The organism is Sinomonas sp. ASV322 (assembly GCF_030908245.1).
Lineage (GTDB): Bacteria > Actinomycetota > Actinomycetes > Actinomycetales > Micrococcaceae > Sinomonas.
Map to the genome: position 1 here is coordinate 62,098 of NZ_JAVFJJ010000014.1, position 23,050 is coordinate 85,147.

The 23,050-nt window shown below is 69.4% G+C and carries 25 protein-coding genes and 1 tRNA gene; 12 read left to right on the forward strand and 14 right to left on the reverse strand.

The features are described 5' to 3' along the window. Window positions 1-128: 128 nt before the first annotated feature. Window positions 129-1,703: an amidohydrolase gene (locus tag RBS12_RS16315; RefSeq protein WP_307967188.1), complete on the forward strand. Its 1,575-nt coding sequence runs from the start codon at window positions 129-131 to the stop codon at window positions 1,701-1,703. 55 nt (window positions 1,704-1,758) lie between these two features. Here RBS12_RS16315 and RBS12_RS16320 read toward each other — a convergent pair whose 3' ends face one another. Then, window positions 1,759-2,808, reverse strand: coding sequence for a hypothetical protein (locus tag RBS12_RS16320; RefSeq protein WP_307967189.1), 1,050 nt, complete (start codon window positions 2,806-2,808; stop codon window positions 1,759-1,761). 138 nt (window positions 2,809-2,946) lie between these two features. On the opposite strand from RBS12_RS16320, the gene RBS12_RS16325 reads away from it, so the two are divergent. Then, on the forward strand, window positions 2,947-3,561 hold the full coding sequence (locus RBS12_RS16325) for a class I SAM-dependent methyltransferase (RefSeq protein ID WP_307967190.1): 615 nt from the start codon (window positions 2,947-2,949) through the stop codon (window positions 3,559-3,561). 114 nt (window positions 3,562-3,675) lie between these two features. Here RBS12_RS16325 and RBS12_RS16330 read toward each other — a convergent pair whose 3' ends face one another. Then, window positions 3,676-4,356, reverse strand: a complete 681-nt coding sequence (locus tag RBS12_RS16330; RefSeq protein ID WP_307967191.1) for a hypothetical protein — start codon at window positions 4,354-4,356, stop codon at window positions 3,676-3,678. A gap of 64 nt (window positions 4,357-4,420) precedes the next feature. On the opposite strand from RBS12_RS16330, the gene soxR reads away from it, so the two are divergent. Further along, on the forward strand, window positions 4,421-4,906 hold the full coding sequence (gene soxR / locus RBS12_RS16335; protein WP_307967192.1) for a redox-sensitive transcriptional activator SoxR: 486 nt from the start codon (window positions 4,421-4,423) through the stop codon (window positions 4,904-4,906). A 77-nt stretch (window positions 4,907-4,983) separates the two neighbouring features. Here soxR and RBS12_RS16340 read toward each other — a convergent pair whose 3' ends face one another. The 4 genes from RBS12_RS16340 to RBS12_RS16355 form a co-directional block, all read right to left on the reverse strand. Continuing rightward, entirely contained in the window at window positions 4,984-6,909 is a 1,926-nt protein-coding gene (locus tag RBS12_RS16340; protein ID WP_307967193.1) for a DUF222 domain-containing protein, read from the reverse strand. A gap of 147 nt (window positions 6,910-7,056) precedes the next feature. Further along, window positions 7,057-7,641 carry an NAD-dependent epimerase/dehydratase family protein gene (locus tag RBS12_RS16345; protein ID WP_307967194.1) on the reverse strand — a complete coding sequence of 195 codons (585 nt, stop codon included), beginning with the start codon at window positions 7,639-7,641 and terminating at the stop codon, window positions 7,057-7,059. Window positions 7,642-7,777: 136 nt separating this feature from the next. Next, window positions 7,778-8,134 carry an SPW repeat protein gene (locus RBS12_RS16350; RefSeq protein ID WP_307967195.1) on the reverse strand — a complete coding sequence of 119 codons (357 nt, stop codon included), beginning with the start codon at window positions 8,132-8,134 and terminating at the stop codon, window positions 7,778-7,780. A 174-nt stretch (window positions 8,135-8,308) separates the two neighbouring features. Further along, window positions 8,309-9,247: an NAD-dependent epimerase/dehydratase family protein gene (locus RBS12_RS16355; protein ID WP_307967196.1), complete on the reverse strand. Its 939-nt coding sequence runs from the start codon at window positions 9,245-9,247 to the stop codon at window positions 8,309-8,311. 130 nt (window positions 9,248-9,377) lie between these two features. Between RBS12_RS16355 and RBS12_RS16360 the strand changes: the two genes are divergently transcribed. The 7 genes from RBS12_RS16360 to RBS12_RS16390 all read left to right on the forward strand — a co-directional run bounded on the left by RBS12_RS16360 (window position 9,378) and on the right by RBS12_RS16390 (window position 14,686). Continuing rightward, window positions 9,378-10,082: a TetR/AcrR family transcriptional regulator gene (locus tag RBS12_RS16360; protein WP_307967197.1), complete on the forward strand. Its 705-nt coding sequence runs from the start codon at window positions 9,378-9,380 to the stop codon at window positions 10,080-10,082. 129 nt (window positions 10,083-10,211) lie between these two features. After that, entirely contained in the window at window positions 10,212-10,718 is a 507-nt protein-coding gene (locus RBS12_RS16365; protein WP_307967198.1) for a hypothetical protein, read from the forward strand. A gap of 75 nt (window positions 10,719-10,793) precedes the next feature. Next, a complete protein-coding gene (locus tag RBS12_RS16370) occupies window positions 10,794-11,120 on the forward strand; it encodes a metalloregulator ArsR/SmtB family transcription factor (RefSeq protein ID WP_307967199.1) in 327 nt (108 codons plus the stop codon). Further along, window positions 11,117-12,031 carry a cation diffusion facilitator family transporter gene (locus tag RBS12_RS16375; RefSeq protein ID WP_307967200.1) on the forward strand — a complete coding sequence of 305 codons (915 nt, stop codon included), beginning with the start codon at window positions 11,117-11,119 and terminating at the stop codon, window positions 12,029-12,031. The genes RBS12_RS16370 and RBS12_RS16375 overlap by 4 nt, the downstream gene beginning before the upstream one ends. Window positions 12,032-12,085: 54 nt before the next feature. Further along, a complete protein-coding gene (locus tag RBS12_RS16380; RefSeq protein WP_307967201.1) occupies window positions 12,086-13,090 on the forward strand; it encodes a zinc-binding alcohol dehydrogenase in 1,005 nt (334 codons plus the stop codon). Then, window positions 13,078-13,467 (forward strand): 6-carboxytetrahydropterin synthase, encoded by a 390-nt coding sequence (locus RBS12_RS16385; protein WP_307967202.1) that lies wholly within the window; start codon window positions 13,078-13,080, stop codon window positions 13,465-13,467. The genes RBS12_RS16380 and RBS12_RS16385 overlap by 13 nt, the downstream gene beginning before the upstream one ends. A gap of 10 nt (window positions 13,468-13,477) precedes the next feature. Next, on the forward strand, window positions 13,478-14,686 hold the full coding sequence (locus RBS12_RS16390) for a glycosyltransferase (protein WP_307967203.1): 1,209 nt from the start codon (window positions 13,478-13,480) through the stop codon (window positions 14,684-14,686). Between the two features lie 239 nt (window positions 14,687-14,925). Here RBS12_RS16390 and RBS12_RS16395 read toward each other — a convergent pair whose 3' ends face one another. The 7 genes from RBS12_RS16395 to RBS12_RS16425 form a co-directional block, all read right to left on the reverse strand. Beyond that, window positions 14,926-15,669 carry a sigma-70 family RNA polymerase sigma factor gene (locus RBS12_RS16395; protein ID WP_307967204.1) on the reverse strand — a complete coding sequence of 248 codons (744 nt, stop codon included), beginning with the start codon at window positions 15,667-15,669 and terminating at the stop codon, window positions 14,926-14,928. Between the two features lie 257 nt (window positions 15,670-15,926). Further along, the gene (locus tag RBS12_RS20245) at window positions 15,927-16,100 is read right to left on the reverse strand and encodes a Rho termination factor N-terminal domain-containing protein (protein WP_373886543.1); all 174 of its coding nucleotides are present in this window, start codon (window positions 16,098-16,100) and stop codon (window positions 15,927-15,929) included. Window positions 16,101-16,260: 160 nt separating this feature from the next. After that, window positions 16,261-16,734 carry a very short patch repair endonuclease gene (locus RBS12_RS16405; protein ID WP_307967205.1) on the reverse strand — a complete coding sequence of 158 codons (474 nt, stop codon included), beginning with the start codon at window positions 16,732-16,734 and terminating at the stop codon, window positions 16,261-16,263. A 429-nt stretch (window positions 16,735-17,163) separates the two neighbouring features. Continuing rightward, window positions 17,164-18,018 carry an aldo/keto reductase gene (locus tag RBS12_RS16410; protein ID WP_307967206.1) on the reverse strand — a complete coding sequence of 285 codons (855 nt, stop codon included), beginning with the start codon at window positions 18,016-18,018 and terminating at the stop codon, window positions 17,164-17,166. A gap of 93 nt (window positions 18,019-18,111) precedes the next feature. Next, window positions 18,112-18,564: a hypothetical protein gene (locus tag RBS12_RS16415; RefSeq protein WP_307967207.1), complete on the reverse strand. Its 453-nt coding sequence runs from the start codon at window positions 18,562-18,564 to the stop codon at window positions 18,112-18,114. Window positions 18,565-18,572: 8 nt separating this feature from the next. After that, window positions 18,573-19,214 (reverse strand): bacterial proteasome activator family protein, encoded by a 642-nt coding sequence (locus RBS12_RS16420; protein WP_373886544.1) that lies wholly within the window; start codon window positions 19,212-19,214, stop codon window positions 18,573-18,575. Window positions 19,215-19,279: 65 nt separating this feature from the next. After that, window positions 19,280-20,263 (reverse strand): NAD(P)H-quinone oxidoreductase, encoded by a 984-nt coding sequence (locus RBS12_RS16425; RefSeq protein WP_307967208.1) that lies wholly within the window; start codon window positions 20,261-20,263, stop codon window positions 19,280-19,282. 88 nt (window positions 20,264-20,351) lie between these two features. Here RBS12_RS16425 and RBS12_RS16430 point away from each other — a divergent pair. Next, window positions 20,352-20,439, forward strand: a tRNA-Ser gene (locus RBS12_RS16430). Between the two features lie 295 nt (window positions 20,440-20,734). Then, complete coding sequence (locus tag RBS12_RS16435) at window positions 20,735-21,517, forward strand: VOC family protein (RefSeq protein WP_307967209.1); 783 nt, start codon at window positions 20,735-20,737, stop codon at window positions 21,515-21,517. Window positions 21,518-21,607: 90 nt separating this feature from the next. On the opposite strand, the gene RBS12_RS16440 is transcribed toward RBS12_RS16435, so the two are convergent. Then, the gene (locus RBS12_RS16440) at window positions 21,608-22,966 is read right to left on the reverse strand and encodes an alkaline phosphatase family protein (protein ID WP_307967210.1); all 1,359 of its coding nucleotides are present in this window, start codon (window positions 22,964-22,966) and stop codon (window positions 21,608-21,610) included. Window positions 22,967-23,050 lie beyond the last annotated feature (84 nt).

Genomic DNA, 23,050 nt, shown 5'->3' on the forward strand with positions numbered 1-23,050 from the left:
CAGTACGCGTACTGGAAGGGACACGCCCGAACCGGGGCGCCGGACCCCGTGATTCCGCGGTTCGACCCAGGCCGAGTCCGCCCGACATCGACTGCAGAACCCCCAACGCGTACAGAACGGAACACGATATGACCGCCAAGGCGACCGCTCAGCATTGGATCGGCGAGAACATGCCGCGGCTTTCCGAGTGGCATCGCCACATCTGGGAACTCGCCGAGCCTGCGTGGCGCGAGCACCGCTCGGCGGCGTGGTACGTCGAGAGGCTGCGCTCCGAGGGCTTCTCGGTCGAGGCCGGGAGCGCCGGGATGCCGACGGCGTTCGCTGCCGAGTGGGAGAGCCCGGCAGGTCCCGGCCCCACGCTCCTCACGTACGCCGAGTACGACGCCGTGCCGGGCAACTGCCAGGCCGCGACGACGTACCCCGAACCACGCGACGGGCTCAGCTCGCATGCGCCGGGGCACACCGACCCGCATTCAGCGCTCGGCATCTCGACGCTCGCGGGCCTGCTCGGCACGAAGCACGCGATGGAGGTCCACGGCATCTCGGGCACGCTCCGCTACACGGGCGAGCCGGCGGAGAAGGTCCAGGGCTCGAAGGTCGTCCACGGGCTGCGTGGCTATTATGACGGCGTGGATGCGATCGTGAGCTTCCACCCCTTCTACATGCTCCCGCTGTGCAACACCGCCCGCTGGGACACGCAGTGCGGCGCGTACTATTCGCGCGTCTACACCTTCGTGTGCGACGAGCCCGAGACATGGCAGCTCAGCGCCTCCGACGCCGTCAACCCGAACTCCCCCATCCCGGCGTCGCATTCGGCGGCCCGTGCACCGGGGGCGAACGTCGCGCTCATGGCGATGTACACGTCGTCGCGCGTCATGCAGGACGCGATGCTGCCGAGCTTCGGCGGGTGGAGCCTCTCCGACGCGATCCTCGCCCATGGGCAGGCGACGGCGGACAACCTTCCCGCGCGCGTCGCCTCGATCCAGTACTCGTGGCGGTGCCCGAATCTCGAGATGGCCGAGCACGTGCTTGCCGTCCTCGACCGCAACGCCGAACACGCGGCTGCCATGGCGCACTGCCGGCTCGAGACAACGTGGGTCGCGCGGAACCGCCCGGGGCGGACCAACCATGTGCTCGCCGCGGCGCTCTACGCGAACCTCGAGTGCGTCGGGGCACCCGGGTACGGGCCCGAGGCCGTTGACGCCGCGCGCAAGATCCAAGCCTCGCTCGGAATCGAGCCGATGGACCGCCCCTTCCTCGAGGAATGCGAGCGGCTCATCGCTCCGCAGGACGCGGAGGCAGCTCTTCGCGAGCATCTCGCGCCGTGGCAGAAGAACTGGACGAGCGACGACTATGTCGAGATGACGCATTACGCCCCGACCGTGCGCTTCTACGTCTCGCGCCCCGCGCTCAAGCCCGCGGCCGGACGCGGTCCTTACCCCGCGTGGGTCATGAACGCCCTCGGCGGGATCCCCGCGGCGATCGATCCGACAATTTCCGTCGCCGGGCGCACGATTGCGGGGACATTCATCGACCTCCTCACGCGGCCCGAGCTGCTCGACGACGCGCGGGCCGAGTTCGACCGGAGGACGGCGGAGGATCCGCAGCCACCGCTCCTCCCCGCGGACTTCATGCCGCCGACCGAGCTTCCGTGGCCCGACTACCGCCGTGAGGCCGACGGCTCTCGCAGCTGGCAGCCGTAGGGCAGCCGGCGCGCTCCCGATCCAACCGCCGGACGCGGCGACTGCCCGGCACGCGCTAACCCGGGAGATCGTCGAGGCGCTCGCGGGCGCGCTGAGCCACGCGGCGACGCTGATCGGCGAGGCGCGCAGCCAGTTTGCGCGAACGTTCGGCGTCGGCAGTCTGCCGTTCGGCGCCGAGCAGCTCCTCCTCGAGGTCAGCAGCCTGGGCGCGGAGTTCGCGGAGTCGTGCGGCGAGTTCGCCGCGGCGTGCCCGAGTCTCGGAAGTGCGGCGCTCGGCCTCGGCAAGGTCGGCGCTGGCCCGCTCGGCAGCGCGTTCGGCGTCGTCGGCGTCGGCCTGTGCTCTCGCCTGGGCGGCGCGCTCGCGCTCCGCTCGGCGCCGCGCCTCGTCGTCGGGCTCACGATACGCCGTCGGCTGCTCCGAGCCCCGAGCCCCCCTCGATTCCGGGGCGCCAGGCGTGGCGTTCTGACCGACAGTCTCCTGAACCGCCACGTCAGGGGCCGCTGCGCCGGCGCTCGAAACCGCCGCCGCGCCCGGAACCGCTGTTGCGCCCCGGACCGCGGTTGCGCGCCGGACCGCGGTTGCTCCCGGAACCGCAAGCGCCCCCGGAACGGCAACCGCCCCCGAGAGGTCGACTGGATCGATGCCGTTGCTCGACAACGCGCGCACGAGCTGCCCACTCGCGGCAGCGAGCCCAGCCTCGGGGTCGGCCATCGCGGCCCGCAGGGTCTGCTCGACGTCAACCGCCGCGGCGTTGCTGATGGCCGCACCGCATTCCCCAGCGGCCGCGCGGACGTCGGCGACGGCGCCGGCCAGCACCTTCTGGCGATCTTGGCCGAGCCGACGCAGAGCGTCAGGGTCGCGCTCGTCTTGGGCGTGGCGCAGCGACGCTCCCAAGCCGAGGACGCCCTCAAGTGTCCCCGGGCGATGCCGCGCAAGCATGTTCACGGCCCACGCAGCCATGGAGGGCTTGGAAAGCTTCGCGATCTGTTTCGCGAGGAGTGGGTTCCCCTCCGACCGGGCGGCCTTGGCCTGATCGTTCCGCGCCGACGTGAACTCCCCGATCGGCAAGCCGTACAGTTCCGCCGCGACCGCAGCCAGATCCATGCGTCACATCATAAGGCTGGGCATGCAAGGCACGCGGGCCGTGATCCGCACGACGGCGGCCGAGAAGGGCGGCGTGGAAGCGTCTGCGGTGGTCCCGTCGCTGCCTTAGCCGGACTGGCTCGCGTAGGCTCGGAGCCGATGGCTGAGACGGAGGTTCGGGACGCGTATTCCCGACGGGCGGCGGAATATGCGGAACTGTTCGGGGCGGTGGACAAGGCCCACGAACAGGATCAGGGGCTCATCGCGCAGTGGGCGATGACCGTGCGCGGGCCAGTCCTCGATGCAGGTTGTGGGCCGGGCCATTGGACCGCTTTCCTTCACGACCGAGGCCTTGAGGTCGAAGGCGTCGACCTCACGCCCTCGTTCATTGAGCACGCCCGGACGCATTTCCCTGGTGTGCGGTTCCGAGTTGTGTCGTTCGCTGACCTTGGAGTTCAGCGCGGCCTTTTTGGAGGGATCCTCTCCTGGTACTCCCTCATCCACATTCCTCCGGATGATCTCGAGTCCGTGCTGCGCGTATTCGGGCGCTGCATCTCCCTTGGGGGGACGCTCCTGGTGGGCTTCTTCGAGGGTCCCGACGGCGAGGCATTCCCCCATGCTGTCACTACTGCCTACTACTGGTCCGCCGATGGAATGTCCTCCCACCTTGCCCGCGCAGGCTTCGAAGTCGTCGGCATCCAGGGGAGAACTGATCCTGGACACCGCCCCCACGCTGCGATGGTCGCCCGCCGACTCCCCGACGAGGGCGAATGATGCTTCCAATACCTTCGGGCAGACGCTGAACGCTTACGGCGACGGATCGGCCACAGCACCTCTTCGATGGCGATGCCCAACGCACCTTCACTCCGCTGCGCGCGGTCGGGCACGTCATCGATGTGCTGCATTCGAGCGGATCGTGACGCCAGCGCTGAGCTCGAGGGCTCCGGTCGCTCTGCTGTCGACGTGCACCGTGAGGCCTCGGGCCCCGCTCGGCGTGGTTGTCGGGAACCAGTGTCGGCCGGAGGTCACGAAGATGAGAAGCCCTTCGACGTTTCCAACAGGCTGGAATGTCGGCGCACCGTTACCGTAGGCGTCGATGCCGAACACCGATCCCACCCGCGCCGCGGCTCGGGGGACGTCTTCGACTGCGATGCCGACCTCGCTGATGCATTGGACGTGCTCCGGGCGGAACGGCCCGATCCGCTCGTCGGGGATGTCCCTGCGGATGATGAACTCAAGGATGTTGCCATCGGGGTCCAGGAAGTAGAGGGAGCGAGCGTTCCAGTGCGGCGACGTTTCGAATTCGTCCCTGCCCTCGGCATCGCGCAGCAGCGGCACGCGGTCGGCGATCCACTCCTTGGCGCTGTCGAACATGAGCCGCGGGACCGTAAACGCGAGATGCTGTCTGCCCGGGCCAATCGACCCCTCGTGAAGTGCGAGCCGCGACGAGCCCGCCCGTACGGTCAGGGACCTTCCCCTACGGGTCGTGTGAAGCCGGAGGACGGAGCCGTAGAACGACTCCGCGCGGAGAACGTCCTCTGTTTCGAAATCCACCGAGATGATGCGCATGGTCCCCACCCAACATGCTCAAGCCCGCTTGAGGTCAAGTTCGCCGGAGTGGCATCCTTGAACGATGCCCCGGATCGCCCCCGACGAACTCCTCGCCATCGGCTTTGTGGCGCGTCGTTCCGGGACGAGAGTCTCCGCACTGCGCTACTACGAAGAGCGCGGCCTCATCCGCGCGGTCCGGTCGGAGATCGGCAGACGACTGTTCCCGCGCCACACGCTGCGCCGGCTGGCCGTGATCGCCGCCGGGCAGCGCATCGGGCTCTCATTGGAGCAGATCAGCAGCACGCTCAGCGGCGTCCCAGCTGATCGCGCTCCGACCCAGCGCGAGTGGACGCGGATCAGCGCCGATTGGGCCCGGCTGGTCGCAGCCCGCATCGCCGAGCTCCAAGCCCTCCAGAATGACCTCGAAGGGTGCATTGGCTGCGGCTGCCTCTCCTTGGGGCGCTGTACCCTGTTCAATCCCAGCGACGCCGCAGCTTCGGAAGGCCCAGGCTCCCGGTGGGTCAGATCGGCATCGGCCCCAACCTCGACCGGCCAAACGAAGCCATAGCCGGCAAAGAGGGCATGCTCGCTCACTTGAGCACCTGCGGGGGCACTTCACGCAATCAGATGCCGATTGGTCGTGTCCTAAAAGGGCGGAGGATCGGAGCTCCGTCCGTGCATCGCAGCGCCGCCGTCGCCAACCGCGTCCGCCGAGGACTCTCCCGTTCCCGCCGCGCGTTGCCCTGAAGCCGAGGGTTCCCCTACACCCACCACGCGTTGTCCTGAAGCCGAGCGTTCCCCTACTCCCGCCGCGCGCTGTCCTGAAGCCGAGCGTTCCCCTACTCCCGCCGCGCGCTGTCCTGAAGCCGAGCGTTCCCCTACTCCCGCCGCGCGTTGCCCTACTCCCACCACGCGTTCCCCCACGGCCTGGTCTTTCTCGTCGTCACAGTCAGAAAGCTCCGCCAGATCGACGCCGGCGGGTCCTGCGACGGCACGACCTCCCAACGGCGAGACCCAGATGATGTCGGAGACTCCGCCGTCATTCGTTCGGTCCCTCGTTCGCGGAGGGAGCCGTTGCGCGTTCCAGTGCCCGAGACTCTTGAGCGCGTGATGCTTGGTGCAAAGCGCCTGCAGATTGTCCGAATCAGTGTGGCCGCCGTCCTGCCATTCGACCATGTGATCGATCTCGGCAGTTCGGGCGGGCCGCGCGCAGCCAGGGAATTGGCAGGTGCCGTCCCGATACTCGATGAAGCGACGGAGTCCCTTCGGCGGGCGATACGCAGTTCTCCCGAGAACGAGGGGAACGCCGTCGACGCTCGTCGCGAGCCGCTGCCACGTGGGCGCGGCGAGGGCAAGGTTGCGCGCGGTCCCCGCGTCCACGACGCCATATCCTTCGAGTTGAGCGTGTTCATCATTCGCACCGAGCAGCGTTGCCGCGGAAATGTGGACCACGATCTCTGCTGTGGGCCGCGGGACGCCCACAATCGGTGCGCCTGCGATGCCCGAGTCCGCGTTCGTGGCGCCCACCCCGGGGACGAGAGCTCGACCTCCGGAGTAACCAGCGTCTGCAACGCCGCCAGACCCGCCGTCGCCCGCACCGCTCCCGACCGAACCGGCACAGAGTGCACCTGCGGCCTCCCCGCCGTCGCCCGCACCACCCGCGCCAGCGGCGCAGCCAGACATTCCGTCCCATGCGACGCTCCCGACACGACCGGCGCCGTCGGGGGCATGAATGCCAGAGGGCTCAGAGGTCTGATCGCCGAGAACGAGGCAGGCCAGCGCGTCTGCCCGCAGCTGAGGAAGGGTACGCCCGTCTTCCGGGTCAGCGCCGCGCTGGGCCCGAGCGAGGGCATCGAGCCGGTTGAACGCGGCGAGCCCTGCCTCTGCGGGGATGAAAGCGCTCAGAGTGCACATGCCGTCAGGCTCGGGCCGGAATGCGACATGCCGATCGGCCTTCGCTCGTGCCTTGCGCGAGCGAAGCGACTCGGGATGAAGTTTCTCCCGGAGAGCCCGAACGGCGCGCCGGAACTCAGCAGCAGTGCGCTTGCGTCCCGTGCGCGTCTCGAGGCGCCCCAGGGCCTTGATCCCGAACTCCTCGGCGACGCCCTCAGGCAGCGTCGCAGTTTCTTCTGTCACGGCGCGGGCATGAGCCTCGGACAAGATGCCGCCCTCAAGCCGTTGGAGCACGGCGAGCTGGGGCCCGCAAAGTGCCTCGGAGGACCTCACGAGCCGTGCCGCCGCCATCTCCGAAATGCACTCGGCCACCGCGACCTCCGACACGGCGAGCGCGTGCGCGACGTCGCCGTTGAACCGCACCGGCTGGCCTTCCGCCTGGCCTGCCCATTTCTCCGCCGTCTGGCGCGCATCCTCTTCGAACCCGACGCGAATGCGTTCGACCGCAAGAGCCTCGAGAGCACCAAGGAAAGAGCGGACTCGCCCGATATCGACAAGCACGCGCCGCGCCTGCTCAGCCGAGAGGACGGTCGGATCCGGATGCCATAGGGACCCCTCGAGATGCGAATCCGGCCACGGCTCGTAGACGACGGCGTCCCAACGCTTCGCCGCGGCCATCTGGCCTGAATCTAGATCCCTGAGCATCGATGTCCCCCATCATCGAACCTTTGCACGCAATACTATCAGAGATCGAGCCTTGTATCGAATATAGATTCGACTGATGGTGAAGTTCGTTCCTGTGAAAACTGCGGCGACGCGCTTCAGCTACGAATCGATCACCGTCATCACGCCCGACGGCTCGTCAAGTGCGTCCGCAGTGATGCGCGCGGCTTCATCGATCTGCACTCGAGGATGCCCTGGCGGCGCGTCCGGGTAGAACGTCCCGGGCCCATAGAACTGGCCGTAGCGCAGCACGAGCCCGCTCACTCCCAAGACGGCGCGCTCGAGCTCGTCGACGGCCTCCGCTCCGGGCCCGGCTGGCAGCTCCCACGCGACGCTCTGCGCGATGACCTTCGGATGGCCAGCCGCCTCGGCAGCATCGAGAAGATGACGTGTTCCTTCCCGGCGGATCCGCGCGTTGTCGTCGCGCTTCGCGGGAAGAGATGCGGCGTCGTCCGGGAGATCGGTCAGCTGGTGCATGAGCACGCTGGGCGCGAAATCGACGACGGCCGCGATCACTGCGTCGCGATCGTAGACATCGCACACAACGGGAAGGGCCCCGACCTCGCGCAGCCATGCGGCCCCACCCGCGGAACGGGTCATGCCCGCCACGACGTGGCCCGCGGCAACCAGCCTCGGCACGAGGCGCTGACCAATGACGCCGGTGGCCCCGGCCACGAAGATGCGCATGGCACCCCACTGTACGGCCCAGACGCGGAACACAGCCGATGCAGGTCAGGGAGCGGTCGCGCGGAAGGAGGGCCGACGCAAAGAACGGCCGCGGTGCCCGAGGCGCCGCGGCCGCTCCGTGAAACGGGATTCCCAATCAGTGCGAGGGCATCATCTTGTGATGCGTGTCGATAGCCGGCTTGATGGCAGCCGCGGTCACGCCCGCAGCAACGATGCCAGCGATCCAGGATGTCCAGGCCGCACCAGAGGAGCCGGTGTACGACCCAATCCACGGAGACACGAACAGCAGAACGCCGAAAGCAGCCTGCACGTACTCGAGCCACGGTGTGCCCGGCATGGACAGGTTCAGCACAGCTGAAGCGATCAGCAGGATGCCGAAGACGATCATGAGAGACGTCGCCGCAGCAGACGGCATGGTCACGATCACCGAAAGAGCGGCAACCAGACCGCAGACCCCTGCGACATAGTCTTCCCAGCGCATCCACTTCTTCATATGGGTTACTCCCTCCCAACTATCCGCACCCCCGGACTCCCGGGGGAGCCGGTCAGTGGCGGTAGTCGGTGCTTCCGCGCCGGCACCCGTAGCCGCTGGCCTCTTCCAGTACACGACGTTGAACGCATGCTGTAAAGGGCACATAAGATCACGAGCCGAGCAAGGTTTTGGGGCTCACACGCCCCGAGAACGCCACCATTCGATGGTCGCAGCGGCCGCCACGGGCAGCGGAGTGGGCTCCATCCCGAGCAGCCTCTGCGTCTCAGCGGAATCCATGACGAACGGCCGATCGAATTGGTAGAGCATCTCCGACACCGAGCGCATGAGCGGGGCTCCAACGCCAACGAGTCGCACGACCCACCCGGGAATGGCCGAGACGCGAGGCTCGGGCAGGCCGGCGGCTGTCGCGAACGCCCGGGCCATCTCGCGCTGGGTGAACGCGGGGAGGGTGGGCGCATGCAGCACTCGGTTCCAGAGCTCGCGATGGCGGGCCGCAGCGACCATCGCGGCGGCCATGTCGGGGACATACGTGAAGGAATGCGGCTGGTCGGCGCTGCCGATGACCTGAACGCCCTTCCGAGCGAGGATGCGCGGCACCATGCGGTCGCCGACGTGCGAATTGAGGACGAGCGGCCCGAAGAAGTCGCCCGCAGCCATGGTCACAGTGTTGGCCGCGTGCGCCTCTCGCTCGCGGATGAGCTGGGTCCGGACGCCGCGCTTGCCGCCGACGGCGTCCCGCGGCGAATCCTCGGTCATGGGCTCGTCGGGGCGTGAGTACGCGTAGAGGTTCTCGGCGAAGACGACGACGGCGGAGGCCCCTGCGGCGGACCACGCGGCGTCGAGCACCGAGCGCTGGGCGGGCGGGAGCTCCGCGGCCCAGACCTTCGCGAAGTAGGGCGCATTGAGGGCGTAGAACACGGCCGTGGCGCCGTCGAACGCCTCGGCGAGCCGGGCGCCGTCGTTCGCATCCACGGCGCGGCGCTCGATGAGGGGGTGCTCGGGGCCGCCCCCCGAGCGCGTGAGCACTGTGACGCGCTCGCCTTGGGCAGCGAGCTGGGCGGCGACAGTCGAGCCGACGGGGCCCGAACCGATCACAACGTAAGTCGAGGACATCGGATTTCCTTCGTTTGAGAGAGCGCTGCTCTCTCAGTCTGGAGAGCGGATCCACGGAAGTCAAGAGCAGTGCTCACAAAAGTGAGCGTCGCTCTAGACCGGCAGGGCCGCGGGTGGCAGAGTGAAGCGCATGCCAGCTTCTCCCCGGGCGAAGGCCAGAGCCCAGACGATGACGGACATCCTCCGGCTCGGGCGTGAGCACCTCGCGACCCATGGCGCAGCGGCGCTGAGCCTGCGCGCGATCGCGCGCGAACTCGGCCTCGTCTCGTCGGCCGTCTACCGCTACGTCGCGAGCCGCGACGAGCTGCTCACGCTCCTCGTCATCGACGCGTACTCGGACCTGGGCAACGCCGTCGACGCCGCCGTCGACCGCGTTGCGAGCTCGCACCCCACCGACTATCGCGCGCAGTTCACGGCCCTCGGAATCGCCGTGCGCGAGTGGGCCCTGCGCGAGCCCGCACGCTACGGCCTCATCTTCGGGACCCCCGTGCCGGGGTACGCGGCACCGACCGAGCGGACGACCGCGCCGGGCACGCGCGTCGTCGTGCGGCTCATCGGGATCTTCGACGCCGCGTGGCGGGCGGGGAACCGGCCGAACGACGGCGGCCGCCCCGTGAGCGGTCGACTCGCCGAAGACATTGCTCGGATCCGCGGAGAGGGTGAACTCAGCGTCGGCGACGAGGCCATCGCGACCGGCGTCCTCGTGTGGACGTCGCTCTTCGGAGCCGTGACGTTCGAGGTGTTCGGCCAGTACGGCCCGGGCACCTTCACGGACCTCGAGCAGCTCTTCCGCCGCAGCCTCGATCTCCTCGCGGACCTCGGCGGCCTCGGCTGACCGGATGCGGCTGAGCAAGCCCGACCGAGGCCGCAGGCCGAGCCCACGGCCCTAAGGACTCGGCACTATCCTTGCGCATCCATTACGGTTGGCCCCTGACAACGCGAGTCAGACAGAGAGGACAGCCCGATGACGGCCACCCAGCGGCCGCGCGGAGCGCACTCGGCCCACGAGTCCGCAGATCCGTCCGGCTCCGGCGGGCTTCAAGAACGACTGCTCGCTGGACTCGGGCTCAGTGGCTCCGAATATGTCGACGTTCTCATGAGATCTCGACGCGCCGCCGCGACGGGCGCAGCCAAGGACGACAGCGGCGTGCCCGCCTGGGTGAAGGACGCAATCCTCGACCCCACCGAGCCGACGTTCGAGACCGCCCCCGTCGCGATCGCCGTCGCCGACTCGGCCGTCGCGGCGTTCCTGAACCTCGCCCCGGACGCCATCGCCGACGGCTACCACGCAGCGCACCGCAAATACCCCGACCTCGGCGTTGACGACACGTGCGCCGTGTCGCTGCGCGCACTCAACATCAAATGCCGCGCGGTCAAGGACGTCGCCCACGGGAAGCCTGTGGCCCCCGTGGGCTATGCCGTGTTCGTGATCGATCTGCTCGACCCGTCCCGCATCACCAAGGTCGCGTGATCGGCGCGTCGGCCCGATGCCGGACTCCCCGCCGTCGGCCGACCTTTGTTACATGATTTTCTGTATCATTGAACCGTGAAGACCTTGACCTCAAGCGGCGTCCTGGCGCGCTTCGGCAAGGCGCTCGCGGATCCGACCCGGGCGTCCGTGCTCATGCGTTTGAAAGACGGTCCCGCCTACTCCGGCGAGCTGGCCGAGCTCATCGGGGTGAGCCGGCAGGTCCTCTCGAATCATCTCGCGTGCCTGCGGGATTGCGGGCTCGCGGTCGCCGAGCCCGAGGGGCGGCGCGTCCGCTACGAGCTCTCCGACCCGAAGCTCGCCCATGCCCTCGAGGACCTGCTCGGCGCCATCCTGACGGTGGACTCGGTCTGCTCGTGCGACGTGCCGGAGTGCCCCCAATGACCGGCCACGACCACTCGCACGCCGACGCGACCCAAGACCGCAAGCGTCTCGTCGCGGCGCTGTGTGTGACGGTGCTGATCCTCGCCGCCGAGATCGTCGGCGCGGCCCTGTCCGGCTCGCTGGCCCTCCTGGCCGACGCGGGGCACATGTTCACGGACGCCTCGGGGCTCGTCATCGCCCTCATCGCCGCCTCGTTGGCCATGCGCCCGGCGACGCCCGAGCGCACGTGGGGATACAAGCGGGCAGAAGTCCTCGCGGCGGCGCTGCAGGCGGGGCTGCTGCTCGTCGTCGGCGGGTTCGTGCTCGTCGAAGCTGTCCGTCGCCTCATCGAACCGCCGGAAGTCGGCTCGTCGGCGATGCTCTGGTTCGGGATCATCGGGCTGACCGGGAACGCGATCGCCCTGCTGGTCCTGGCCGCGGGCCGGCACACCAGCTTCAACCTGCGGGCCGCCTTCCTCGAGGTGCTCAACGACGCCCTCGGCTCGGCCGCCGTCATCATCGCCGCCGTCGTGATTGCCGTGACGGGCTGGACCCGGGCCGATGCGCTCGTCTCGCTTCTCATCGGGGCCCTCATCGTGCCCCGGACGCTCCGGCTGCTCAAGGAGACCACCGACGTCCTCCTGGCCGCAACGCCCAAGGGACTCGACCTGCGCAGTGTGCGCGACCACATCCTCGCCCTCCCCCATGTCGTGGACGTGCATGACCTGCACGCAACGCTCATCGGCACGGGCACCCCCGTCATCACCGGGCACGTGACGCTCAAGGACGAATGCCTCTCGGACGGGCACTCGCAGGAGATCCTCGCCCAGCTGCAGGAATGCGTGGCCGAACACTTCGACGTCCCCGTCGAGCACTCCACGTTCCAGCTCGAGTCGGCGGCTCACCGGGACCAGGAACACCTCCACCACTGAACTGCGCCGCGACCTGTTCGCAACCGGCAGCGCGCATGTGATGATGAGGCTGCCATGAGTCCCCCCACGGCCCTCGCCTACTGGACCACCGGCCCGCACGCCGGGGAGCTGCGTCGCGAGCCGCTGCACGAGCCGGGCCCTGGTGAAGCGCTCGTGCGGGCGCTCTATTCCGGCTACAGCCGCGGGACCGAACGGCTCGTCCACGCCAATCGCGTCCCCGAGCGCGTCGCGGAGCTCATGGCCGCGCCGCATCAGGAGGGCGCATTCCCGTGCCCCGTCAAATACGGGTACCTCTCGGTCGGCGTCGTCGAGGATGGGCCGGCGGACATCCTCGGGCACACGGTCTTCTGCCTCTACCCCCATCAGGACCGCTACGTCGTGCGCGCGGACGAGCTCGCCGTCGTCCCCCATGGCGTGCCGGCCCGCCGCGCGGTCCTTGCAGGCGCCGTCGAGACCGCCGTCAACGCACTGTGGGACGCCGCGCCCCGCCTCGGCGACCGCGTCGCGGTCGTCGGATGTGGCCTCGTGGGCTCGGCGCTGCTCACGCTCTTGCGGCGGTTCCCCCTCGCGCGTCTCGAGGCCATCGACAGCGATCCGGCGCGCGCGGGGCTCACCGAGCGGCTCGGGGCCGATTTCGCGCTCCCGGCGGACGCGCACGACGACTGCGACGTCGTGCTCCACTGCTCCGCGAGCGCCGAGGGCCTCGCGCGGTGCCTCGAACTCGTCGGCGACGACGGCGAGGTGACCGAGCTCTCGTGGTACGGCGATCCGCGCGTCGTCGTGCCCCTCGGGGCCGACTTCCACGCGCGCCGCCTCTCACTCCGCGCGAGCCAAGTGGGCCAGGTCGCGCTCGCGCGGCGACACCGCCGGACGCGCGCGCAGAGGCTCGCCTTGGCCCTGGGCCTCCTCGCCGACCCCGTGTACGACGAGTTCCTCGGCGGCCCCTCGGACTTCGCCGAGCTCCCTGCCATCGTCGAGGCGCTTGCGTCGGGCAGACTCGACGGGCTCTGCCACGTGATCCGCTACCCCGGCGCGGAGGAGGATTCATGTACACCCTGACCGTGCGCGACCACATCATGATCGCCCACAGCCTGCACCGGCCCGAGTTCGGCCCAGCCCGGGCCCTGCACGGCGCGACTTACGTCGTCGAACTCACCGTGCGGGCGCGCGAGCTCGACGAGAACGCGACCGTCGTGGACCTGGGCGCCCTCGCCCAGATGCTCTCCGACGTGCTCGCGCCGCTCCGCTACCGCAATCTCGACGAGCACCCCGCGTTCGAGGACCAGCTCACGACCACCGAGGCCCTCGCCCGGCACGTCGCGGAGGAGGTCGCCGCGCGCCTCGGCTCGCGCGCCGGGAACCGCCTCACGGGACTGAGCGTCGTGCTGCGCGAGCATCCCGATGCGTGGGCCGGATACAGCCTCGAGCTGCCGTAGCCTGGCCTCGGTGCGCCTCGATTTCGTCGTCCCCGCGCCGCTCGCGTGGCGTTCCGGCGGGACCGTGTATGACGAGCGGCTCGCCGCCGCCCTGGCGGCAGCCGGCGCGGACGTCCGCATCACGTCCGCGGAGGGCGCGTGGCCAGTGGGCAGTTCCGCCGATCGTGCGCGCCTCGGCGCGCTTATCCGAGAGATTGCCGACGACGGCGGAGGGCGCCTCATCGTCGACGGCCTCGTCGGCCTGGGGTGCCCGGGCGAGATCGCGGGCGCCCGACGCGCGGGGCTCGACGTGTGGCTCCTTGTGCAGATGCTGATCAGTGAGTGGCCAGGCGGCGAGCGGCCAGGCGCAAAGTGGCCAGGCGCAGAGTGGCCAGGCGGCGAGCGGCCCAGCGGCGAGATCTTGGCGGCTCCGGGGCGTCACGCGGCCCTCGAATCCGCGGCCCTCGCCGCCGCGTCGGGCGCCATCACGCCGAGCAGCACTACGGCCTCCGAGGTCCTGAGGCGCTACGGGGTCGTCGCCGCCGTAGCGCGCCCCGGCGTCGACCGCGCTCCGATCGCGCACGGATCGGAACCGCCGCGAATCGTGTGCTTCGCCGCGCTCATGCCGAGCAAGCGACAGCTCGCGCTGCTCGACGCCCTCCGCGGCCTCGCCGACCTCCCCTGGACTGCCGAGCTCGTCGGCTCCGACCGGGCCGACCCCGAGTACGCGCGGGCCGTGCGCGAGGCCGCCTCTGCGCCGCCGCTGCGCGGGCGCGTCCGGATCGCGGGCGAGCTCCGCGGTGAGGCGTTCGAGGCCGCATGGGACGCCGCGGACCTCAGCGTGCTCGCGAGCGCGTCCGAGACGTTCGGCCTCGTCGTCGTCGAGTCGCTCGCGCGCGGCGTGCCAGCGATCGTGCCGGCCGGAACGGGAGCCGAGGAGGCGCTCGGCCTCTCGCGGCGCGGCGGGGCGGGATTGGCCGGGGCCGGACTGGCCGAGGCCGGACTGGCCGAGGCCGGACTGGCCGGGGCCGGACTGGCCGGGGCCGGACTGGCCGGGGCCGCATGCCGATTTGCCGGCGATGTGGGTGCCGCCAGCGACGCAGTCACCGTGCTGCGCTCGTGGCTGACCAACCCCGTCCTCAGGAGTCAGTGGCTGGCCATCGCGCGGGCGGCGCGACCCGTCCTTCCCGGATGGAACGCGACGGCGCGGGCCGTCCTCGCGGCCGTCGGGCCATCGTGACGCGCCGCCAACGTCCCAGCCTCAGCGCCAACCTCCCCAACTTCAGAACCGGGTTCCCCAGCTCTAGGACCCCCTCGCAGCGGCGGGCCGCGCTATCCCGGGCGAGCGCCGCCGTCGTACGCCCAGAAGCTGGGGAGCGCGGAACAGAAGCTGGGGACTCCGGCGCCACCCGACCCCCGGCCCCCGGCCCCCAGCCCCCAGCCCCCAGACTCCCAGCCCCCGGCCCCCGCTCCAAGCCCTCACGCCGCGAGACGCCGCCGCAGGCGGGCGAGCACGCGACGCAAGAGCCGGGACACCTGCATCTGGCTCACGCCAAGCTCGCGCGCGATCTCCTGCTGGGTCAGCTCCTCGTCGAAACGCAGGTGCAGGAGCACGCGGTCCTGGTCTGTCGCGTCGATGAGCGCATCCACGAGCGATCGGTGCAGATCAACCCGCTCGAATCCCGGCTCCTCATATGACACGACGACCATGAGGCGCCGTTCGCGCGAATCGTCGGGCGAATCGCCGTGCTCGATCGGGTCAGCGGCCATGGCCGCGTTCGCGAGCCTGGCCTCCTCGACGTCCTCGATGGGGACACCGAGCTCGGCACTGAGCTCGCACGTCGTCGGTTCGCGGCCGAGGCGCTGCGTCAGGTCCGGGCGCAGGCGGTTGACCGTGAGCCGGAGCTCCTGAACCGACCGCGGCGGCCGGACGACCCACGACTGATCGCGAAGGTAGCGCTTGATCTCCCCCGTGATCGTCGGGACCGCGTAGGGCAGGAATCCGTGACCCTGCCCGCTGCGATATCGATGCGCGGCCTTCACGAGCCCGAGGCGCGCGACCTGGCGCAGGTCCTCCGGGTCGTGGCCGGGGCACCGAAAGCGGCGCGCGAGCGCGTCCGCCACGCCAAGGTACTCGACGGCTAGGTCGTTGGCCTCTTGCGCTGTGGCCAGCGCATCCGTCGCCCCCGGCGTGGGCAACGGCAGGGTGGGAACGGATGTCATCGTGGCCCCTGGGCGGCTTCCGTCGTCATTCCTCGTCTGCGCGGCCTCAGACGGCCAGTACGCGATCGCGACGCCGTCTCTTTTCAACCGTAGGCCTGAAAATGGCGGGGAACAACGGACGCCGTTGCGACATGCCTGTGGCGGCGATCGCACGGGGCACGAGCCGGGCACGCCGCGACCCGGGACGCGTTCCGGGCCTGCCGGGGAGGGGCGCGAACGCGTTCCGGGTCGCGGGTTGAGTTGCCGGGGCGTGGTGATCAGTGCTTGCGGAGGGCCGTGATGAGATCGGCCTTTCGCAGCGACGAGTAGCCGTGGAGTCCCATCTCCTTCGCCCTCGCGCGGAGTTGCATGACGGTGCGGTCTTCGTACCGAACGACCGCCCCGCGGCGGCCCGTCCTTGCGGCGCCCGCGACTGCCTTGTCCTGTGCCATGGTGCTCCCCTTGCTGGTGTTGACCCGATGGTGATGGCGGGCCACGGCCCCCTCCCGAAACCCGCGCATAACATATGCACACCAACAAGTCAAATACAACAGCTCGGCCCGCCGGATTCGCCAGCGTGCGGCACCGTGCGGCACGCTGCCGCAGGGTGCGTCAGGGGCCGCCTGCCGCACGCCTCCGTGCTACCCCGCTCGCGGCTCGCCCGACGACGGCGGCCCGAATCGTCCGCGCAACGGTCGCGGGGTCCTCGTGGCTCCAGAACCGCAGGACGAGCCAACCGTGCGAGGCGAGCGCCGCCGTCGTCTGCTCATCACGCTCGCGGTTCCGGGCGATCTTGGGGCGCCAATAGTCCACGTTGCGCTTCGGCTCGATGTAGTGCTCGGGGCACCCGTGCCAATAGCAGCCATCGATGAAGACGGCGATGCGCGCCCGTGTGAAGACGAGGTCCGCCGTCCTGCGCAGCTCGGGCTCCGGCCGAAACGCGACCCGGTAGCGGAGGCCCATCGCGTGCACCGCGCGTCGCACGAGGAGTTCGGGGGCCGTGTCCCGCGAACGGTTGCCCTGCATGGTCTTCCGGATGGCGGGAGTGGAGGCCCAGGAGGGTACGACGGCGCGCTCCTGGCTCATGCTGCCAGCGTACGCCGGCGGGGCTCGCGCGAGCCCGCCCGCCCAAGGGTCACCTACTGCGGGTGCCAGCCCGCCCAAGGGTCACCTACCGCGGGTGCCAGCCCGCCCAAGGGTCACCTACCGCGGGTGCCAGCCATCTAAGCGAACGACGGCGGCGCCGCCCTCTCCCGTCCAACCTCCCCATTGTTTGGGCCAACCTCCCCATCGTTTGGGCCAACCTCCCCGGTTTTCGAGCGGGCGACGGCGGGACGCGCCGGGAGTTCTAGGCGACACGCCGGGATCCGCACCTTGGCCGCCGCAGAAGCTGGGGAAGCCCGCGCAGAAGTTGGGGAGTTCGGGCGCGTGAGGGCTAGAGGACCGTTGGGCCGTCACGTTTGCTGGGTTCGGACCCTGCAAACATGACGGCGCAAGCGGAAGGGAGCGTCCTCGTCAGGCGAAGTCGCTCACCGCGGGGTCGGGGCCGATGCGGCCCTCGGCGCCCTTGTCGAGCAAGGCGATCGCGGCAAAATCCTCGGCGTCGAGGGAGACGCCGAGCGAGGCCCAGTTCTCGGCGATGCGCGCCGGAGTGACCGACTTCGGGATCACCACGTTGCCGAGCGCGAGATGCCACGCGATGACGACCTGCGGAACGGTCGCGCCATGCTTCTCGGCGATCGCGGCGAGGGTCTGGTCCTCAAGGAGTTCCTTGCCCTGGCCGAGCGGCGACCACGACTCGTGCAGGATGCCGCTCGAGGACTCGAATGCGCGGAGCTCGGCCTGCGGGAAGTACGGGTGGGTCTCGACCTGGTTGATGACGGGGAGGACTCCCGTCTCGCGCTCGATCTCCTGGATCGCCTCGACCGTGAAGTTCGAGACGCCGATCGAGCGGACGCGACCCGAAGCCTGAAGCTTGACGAGCTCCTGCCACGTCTCGACGTACAGGCCGCGCTTCGGCTGGAGCCAGTGGATGAGATAGAGGTCCACGTACTCGAGGCCGAGCTTCTCGAGCGACTTCTCGAATGCGGGGGCCACGTTGCCGGCGCCCTGGTCCGCGTTCCAGAGCTTGGTCGTGATGAAAAGGTCTTCGCGCGCGAGGGCCGAGGACGCGATCGCGCGGCCCACGCCCGCCTCGTTGCCGTAGATCGCAGCAGTGTCGATGTGGCGGTAGCCAGCCTCGAACGCCTCGCCGACCGCGCGCTCCGCGACGGAGTCCTCGACCTGCCACACGCCGTAGCCGAGCTGCGGGATCTTGAGGCCGTCGTGGAACGTGAGCACAGGGGAAGTCAGGGAATCGGTAGATGCCATGCGCACATCCTGTCACTGCCGTACAAGCGGCAGCGCGCATTTGTCAGATATTTCCGCGAACTTCGCGATCCGCGAAACACGGGAATAATTCCGTCAGCCGGCAGCGCGAAGCCCGGCCAGCTGCTCGGCGAGCTCCACGTGTTCGAGCACCGTCGCGGCCCGGCGCTGCACGGAGAGGGCACCGACCGGGACCGGGCCCACGGCGAGGCTCAGCATCGCGGCCGCCTCTGCCGTCGTCGCAAGGGCATTGCCTGCCTTGGAGAGCGCGCGGTGCACGTCTGCGAGGTCGCCCGGGACGTCGAAATCGTCGCTCGGGGCGAGGCGCTGGCACTTCGCGCACACCGCGCGGACCCTCGGAAGGAGAGCCGAGAGCGCGTCCGCCATGACGACGAGTTCGGCGTAGAGCTCATCGTCCTCGACGCCCTCGAGGACCTGGTGATAGCGATCGAGGCCGCGCTGGAAGCGATCGTGGGCGCGCCGCCAGAGCCCCTTCCCCAGGTCGGCGTCGTCGCGGCGCCCGCGCAGGACGTTATCGAGAATCCCCACCCGCGCGCTCAGAGGTACTGGCCGGGGCCGTGGTCGCCGTCGTGATGCTCTCCGCCCTCGCGGGTGCGCAGCTCTCGCACCGGCGCCCGCTGCGGCTCGCCATTCTCGCCGATGACGACCCCAGGCGCGATGACAGTGCCCGGGGGAAGCTGGCGCAGCTGAACCTGTGAGGCTGCGAGCTGATGCGCGGCCTGCTGCGCGGCGATGGCCGTCTGGATGCCGTGGAACAGGCCTTCGAGCCAGCCCACGAGCTGAGCCTGCGCGACGCGGAGCTCGGATTCGGACGGCACCGCAGCGTCGCTGAACGGAAGCGAGATCCGATGCAGTTCGTCGACGAGCTCGGGCGCAAGACCGTCCTCGAGCTCGGCGATCGAACGTTCGTGGATCGCTGCGAGCCGATTGCGTGCCGCTTCGTCGAGCGGCGCGCCTTTGACCTCTTCGAGGAGCTGCCGGACCATCGTGCCGATCCGCATGACCTTCGCTGGCTCGTCCACGAGCTCTTGGAGGCTCGAGCGTCGCCGGCGCCCGGCGTCCACGCCGCGGGCACGGCCCTCGTCGGCATCCCCGCCGGGCTGCTCGATCGCCATCCCCTCGAACGGCTCGTCGACCTGCCCGCCGTCGTGCGCTTCGCTCGCGTGCGCTTCGCTCATGTGGCCATCCTCTCACGGGCCCGCCGGGCCGCTTCCCGCATCCCAGCGCGCACTAGGGCGGCGCGTCAGATGGTGAGGAGAACCTTGCCGACGTGCTCGCCCGAGTCGAAGTACTCGTGCGCCTGCTGGACCTCGGAGAGGGGGAAGGTCCGGTCCACGAGGGGCTTGATGCGCCCTTCCGTAATGAGGGGCCACACGTGCTCGCGCAGTGCAGACATGATGATGCCCTTCTCCTCGACCGGGCGGGGACGCAGCGCCGTGCCGATGATCGCCGCGCGCTTGTTGAGGAGGAGGCCGATGTTGAGTTCGGCCTTCGCGCCGCCTTGGAGGCCGATGACGACGAGGCGTCCGTAGGGAGCGAGCGCCTCGACGTTCCGCTCGAGGTACTTCGCGCCGACGACGTCGAGGATCACGTCCGCGCCCCGGCCCCCCGTCGCGTTGCGGACGGCTTCGACGAAGTCCTGCTCGTTGTAGTTGATCGCGACGTCGACGCCGAGGAACGCACGGGCCGTGCTCACCTTCTCCTCGGTGCCGGCCGTCGCCGCGACGCGCGCGCCGAACGCCTTGGCCATCTGGACGGCCATCGTCCCGATCCCGCCCGTCGCGCCGTGGATGAGGACGAGCTCGCCCGGCTGGAGCTGCGCCGTCATGATGAGGTTCGAGTACACGGTCGCGGCGGTCTCCGGGAGGCTCGCCGCCGTCACGAGGTCCACGCCGTCGGGGACGCGGAGCACCTGCTCCGCCGGCACGACGACCTTCTCCGCATAGCCTCCGCCTGCGAGCAGCGCGACGACTCGGTCCCCCGCCGAGAACGGGCGCGTCACCTCCGGCCCGAAGCCCGCGATGCGCCCCGAGACCTCGAGCCCGGGAATCTCGGACGCGCCCGGCGGCGGCGGGTAGAAGCCCCGTCGCTGCTGGACGTCGGCGCGGTTGATCCCCGCAGCGACGACGTCGATGAGGACCTCGCCCGGGCCCGGCACCGGATCGCCGACCTCACGGACGTCGAGGGCTTCGGGTCCGCCCGGTTCGGCGATGTACACGGCCTTCATGTTCCGCTCCTCCCGCGGCACTCGCCCCCAGCTGCGCGTGCATCGGTTTCGTCAGGGTCAGCTGCCTATGAAACACTACTAGTCACAAGGAAGGTTGTCCGAGCGGCCTATGGAGCTGGTCTTGAAAACCAGTGTGCGGCAACCCCGCACCAAGGGTTCAAATCCCTTACCTTCCGCAACGGCCCCATGGCCGCCCTCGCGAGGGCAGCCTTGGGGCCTCTCCTTTCGGGCTGCGACGGATTTCGACCGCGATTGAACAAGCGAGATCGGCGCGCCGCGGCGACACGCCCGGGCGGGGCCAATTTCGCGGGTCAAAAGTGGTCGGAATCCGCAGTGCCCTGACGAGGCGTCGGCTCGAGCAGCGGACCGGATCTGTCCTCTGAACCGGCAGCACGCTCTTGAAAAATGTCGGTGGCCCCGCATAGCGTCGGGAGCGTTACACACCACCACCGTCCGAGCTAAGGAGCAGTCATGCCCAAGCCCGAAATCACCCCCGGCGCACCCTGCTGGGCCGACCTCATGACGAGCGATATCGAGAAGGCCAAGGCCTTCTATGCAGAACTCTTCGGCTGGACCTACGAGGTCGGAGACGAAGAGAAGTACGGCGGATACACGACGGCGTGGAAGGACGGCGAGCAGGTGGCCGGCCTCATGACGAAGATGCCCGAACAGGCCACGATGCCCGATGTGTGGACCCTGTACTTCAACTCGGCTGATATCAACGAGACGGCGCGCAAGGTCGAAGAGGCTGGCGGCCAGACCTTCGTGGCCCCCATGGAGGTCCCGGATCAGGGGCACATGGCCGTGTTCGCGGATACCGACGGCGCCGTCTTCGGCGTGTGGCAGGGCACGGGACACGCAGGGTTCGAGAAGGTCGCCGAGCCTGGCTCGCCCGTGTGGTTCGAGAACTTCACGCGCGCGTACGACCCGACCGTGAAGTTCTACCAGGACGCGCTCGGCTGGGAGACCTCGGTCATGGGCGACTCCCCCGAGTTCCGCTACACGACCCTCGGCTCGGGTGACGAGTCGAAGGCCGGAATCATGGACGCGGTCGACTTCCTCCCCGAGGGCGTGCCCGCGAACTGGCACATCTACTGGGGTGTCACGGACGCCGACGCCGCGATCGAGACGGCGACACGCCTCGGCGCACAGGTCATCCGGCCGATCGAGGACACTCCGTTCGGCCGGATGGCAACGGTTGCGGACCCGTTCGGGGCGGTCTTCCTCATCAACGAGGGCTTCCGCCAGGACTAGAAAGCCCGCCGATGCGACGGTGCCCGGGCCTGTTCACAGGGCCCGGGCACCGTGCGCGAAGGTCAGCGGGTGAGGGTCAGCGTGCGGACGTCAGTTCGCGTCCTCGACCTTCGCGAAAACGTCCGTCCCGAACGGGCGCAGCCCGGTCTGGCCAGCAAACCCGAGGTGGCCGTGGCCGTCGGACCCGCCGCTCTCGATCCCGAGCAGGTCCTCATAGCTCCGGAGTGCGGAGTAGTGGTTGTACGGGGTCGTGTTGACGCTGCCCGAAGCGATCCACTTCGAGTTAAGCAGCACAGCACCGACGCGCCCGCCGCCCGGGTACTGTCCCGGCGCGGTCGGAGCGGAGCCCCCGAAGAGAGTCATGAGCGTCGGGTAGCCCGGGTTGGCGTTGTCCGGGCCCGCCTGCTCGCCGCAGCACGCGCTCGAATCCTTCATCGAGGCCTCGTCGAACGTCACGACGACAAGCATTTCACCGCTCTTATAGGCCGGGGAGTCGAGGATGAGCGGCATCCAGTGCTTGAGCCACAGGTCGGCGGCGACGAGGCCGCCCGTGTGGCCGCCTTCGGTGTTCGGGCCGACACACGTGTCGTCGTGGCCGTCGTTGCACACGTTGGGCGTCACCATCGCGAACTCGGGAGTGGTCCGCTTCTGCGCGAGGTCCTCGGCGAGGTGGCCCGTGAACGTGTCGCCGTCGGGGCCCGTCTTCACCGAGCCGAGCGGAACCACGTGCTGGGCGCACGATGCGGCGTTGTCGGTCACCGAGTGGAAGAAGAGGAACGGGACGTGGCGGATCGCGTACTGATCGGTCGTCGTCGCATGGTTCGGGAACGTCCCGTTGGCCGCGGGGTGCGCGCAGTCGGTTCCGCCGACCGGGTCCGGGGTGCCGTGGTCGCGCACGGGGTCATTGCCCATGTCCTCGGCGTACTGGCGCCACGTGAGCTTCCCCCCGTCCTCGCCCTCGTTCTCGCCCGCGCGAGCATCGAGCTGGTCGCCGATCGTCTTCACCGCGGCAGGGTAGACGCAGCCGCTTCCTTCGACCTGGCCCGGGTACTTGGCCTGATTGGGGTCGAGCGTTCCGGGCGTGACATCGGTGTACGTCGACGCGAATGTCTTCGTGTCGGTGATGCAGTCGTTGCCCGAGACCTTGTTGGGCGCCTGGCCCGAGATCTGGGCGAGGTAGTTGTCCGTGCTGAAGTGCCCGGTCGCGTAGTAGTTGGTTAGCAGCTGGCCCTTCGGCACGATCACGTCGTTGAGGTACTTCGCAGGCGAGGTCGGTCCGAACGACGTATTGAAGTCCTCGTTCTCGAGGTCGATGACGAGGACGTGCTTGATCGCGCCGTCCGGAGCGGAAGCCGAGCCGTGATCGCTTGCCGCGGCGCCTGAGGCGATGCAGACGGCCGCGACCATTGCGGCCGTCGCCCCGACGGCGATGGCGGGTAGTGTGCGCATGAAGTCTCCTTGGTGTGAACGCAAAGCACCGGGAGCCTACGGGCGCGACGTGAATGACGCGTGAATACGCATGCACGCCTTGTG

Bases quoted from the DNA above. Each gene is read 5' to 3' on its own strand.
- RBS12_RS16360 (WP_307967197.1), top strand. From the start codon at position 9,378: ATGCCAGCTTCTCCCCGGGCGAAGGCCAGAGCCCAGACGATGACGGAC.
- RBS12_RS16440 (WP_307967210.1), bottom strand. From the start codon at position 22,966: ATGCGCACACTACCCGCCATCGCCGTCGGGGCGACGGCCGCAATGGTC.
- RBS12_RS16350 (WP_307967195.1), bottom strand. From the start codon at position 8,134: ATGAAGAAGTGGATGCGCTGGGAAGACTATGTCGCAGGGGTCTGCGGT.
- RBS12_RS16375 (WP_307967200.1), top strand. From the start codon at position 11,117: ATGACCGGCCACGACCACTCGCACGCCGACGCGACCCAAGACCGCAAG.
- RBS12_RS16325 (WP_307967190.1), top strand. From the start codon at position 2,947: ATGGCTGAGACGGAGGTTCGGGACGCGTATTCCCGACGGGCGGCGGAA.
- RBS12_RS16320 (WP_307967189.1), bottom strand. From the start codon at position 2,808: ATGGATCTGGCTGCGGTCGCGGCGGAACTGTACGGCTTGCCGATCGGG.
- RBS12_RS16395 (WP_307967204.1), bottom strand. From the start codon at position 15,669: ATGACATCCGTTCCCACCCTGCCGTTGCCCACGCCGGGGGCGACGGAT.
- RBS12_RS16425 (WP_307967208.1), bottom strand. From the start codon at position 20,263: ATGAAGGCCGTGTACATCGCCGAACCGGGCGGACCCGAAGCCCTCGAC.
- RBS12_RS16420 (WP_373886544.1), bottom strand. From the start codon at position 19,214: ATGAGCGAAGCGCACGCGAGCGAAGCGCACGACGGCGGGCAGGTCGAC.
- RBS12_RS16345 (WP_307967194.1), bottom strand. From the start codon at position 7,641: ATGCGCATCTTCGTGGCCGGGGCCACCGGCGTCATTGGTCAGCGCCTC.
- RBS12_RS16355 (WP_307967196.1), bottom strand. From the start codon at position 9,247: ATGTCCTCGACTTACGTTGTGATCGGTTCGGGCCCCGTCGGCTCGACT.
- RBS12_RS16330 (WP_307967191.1), bottom strand. From the start codon at position 4,356: ATGCGCATCATCTCGGTGGATTTCGAAACAGAGGACGTTCTCCGCGCG.
- RBS12_RS16315 (WP_307967188.1), top strand. From the start codon at position 129: ATGACCGCCAAGGCGACCGCTCAGCATTGGATCGGCGAGAACATGCCG.
- RBS12_RS16380 (WP_307967201.1), top strand. From the start codon at position 12,086: ATGAGTCCCCCCACGGCCCTCGCCTACTGGACCACCGGCCCGCACGCC.
- RBS12_RS16385 (WP_307967202.1), top strand. From the start codon at position 13,078: ATGTACACCCTGACCGTGCGCGACCACATCATGATCGCCCACAGCCTG.
- soxR (WP_307967192.1), top strand. From the start codon at position 4,421: ATGCCCCGGATCGCCCCCGACGAACTCCTCGCCATCGGCTTTGTGGCG.
- RBS12_RS16410 (WP_307967206.1), bottom strand. From the start codon at position 18,018: ATGGCATCTACCGATTCCCTGACTTCCCCTGTGCTCACGTTCCACGAC.
- RBS12_RS16365 (WP_307967198.1), top strand. From the start codon at position 10,212: ATGACGGCCACCCAGCGGCCGCGCGGAGCGCACTCGGCCCACGAGTCC.
- RBS12_RS16340 (WP_307967193.1), bottom strand. From the start codon at position 6,909: ATGGCCGCGGCGAAGCGTTGGGACGCCGTCGTCTACGAGCCGTGGCCG.
- RBS12_RS16405 (WP_307967205.1), bottom strand. From the start codon at position 16,734: ATGAGCCAGGAGCGCGCCGTCGTACCCTCCTGGGCCTCCACTCCCGCC.
- RBS12_RS20245 (WP_373886543.1), bottom strand. From the start codon at position 16,100: ATGGCACAGGACAAGGCAGTCGCGGGCGCCGCAAGGACGGGCCGCCGC.
- RBS12_RS16435 (WP_307967209.1), top strand. From the start codon at position 20,735: ATGCCCAAGCCCGAAATCACCCCCGGCGCACCCTGCTGGGCCGACCTC.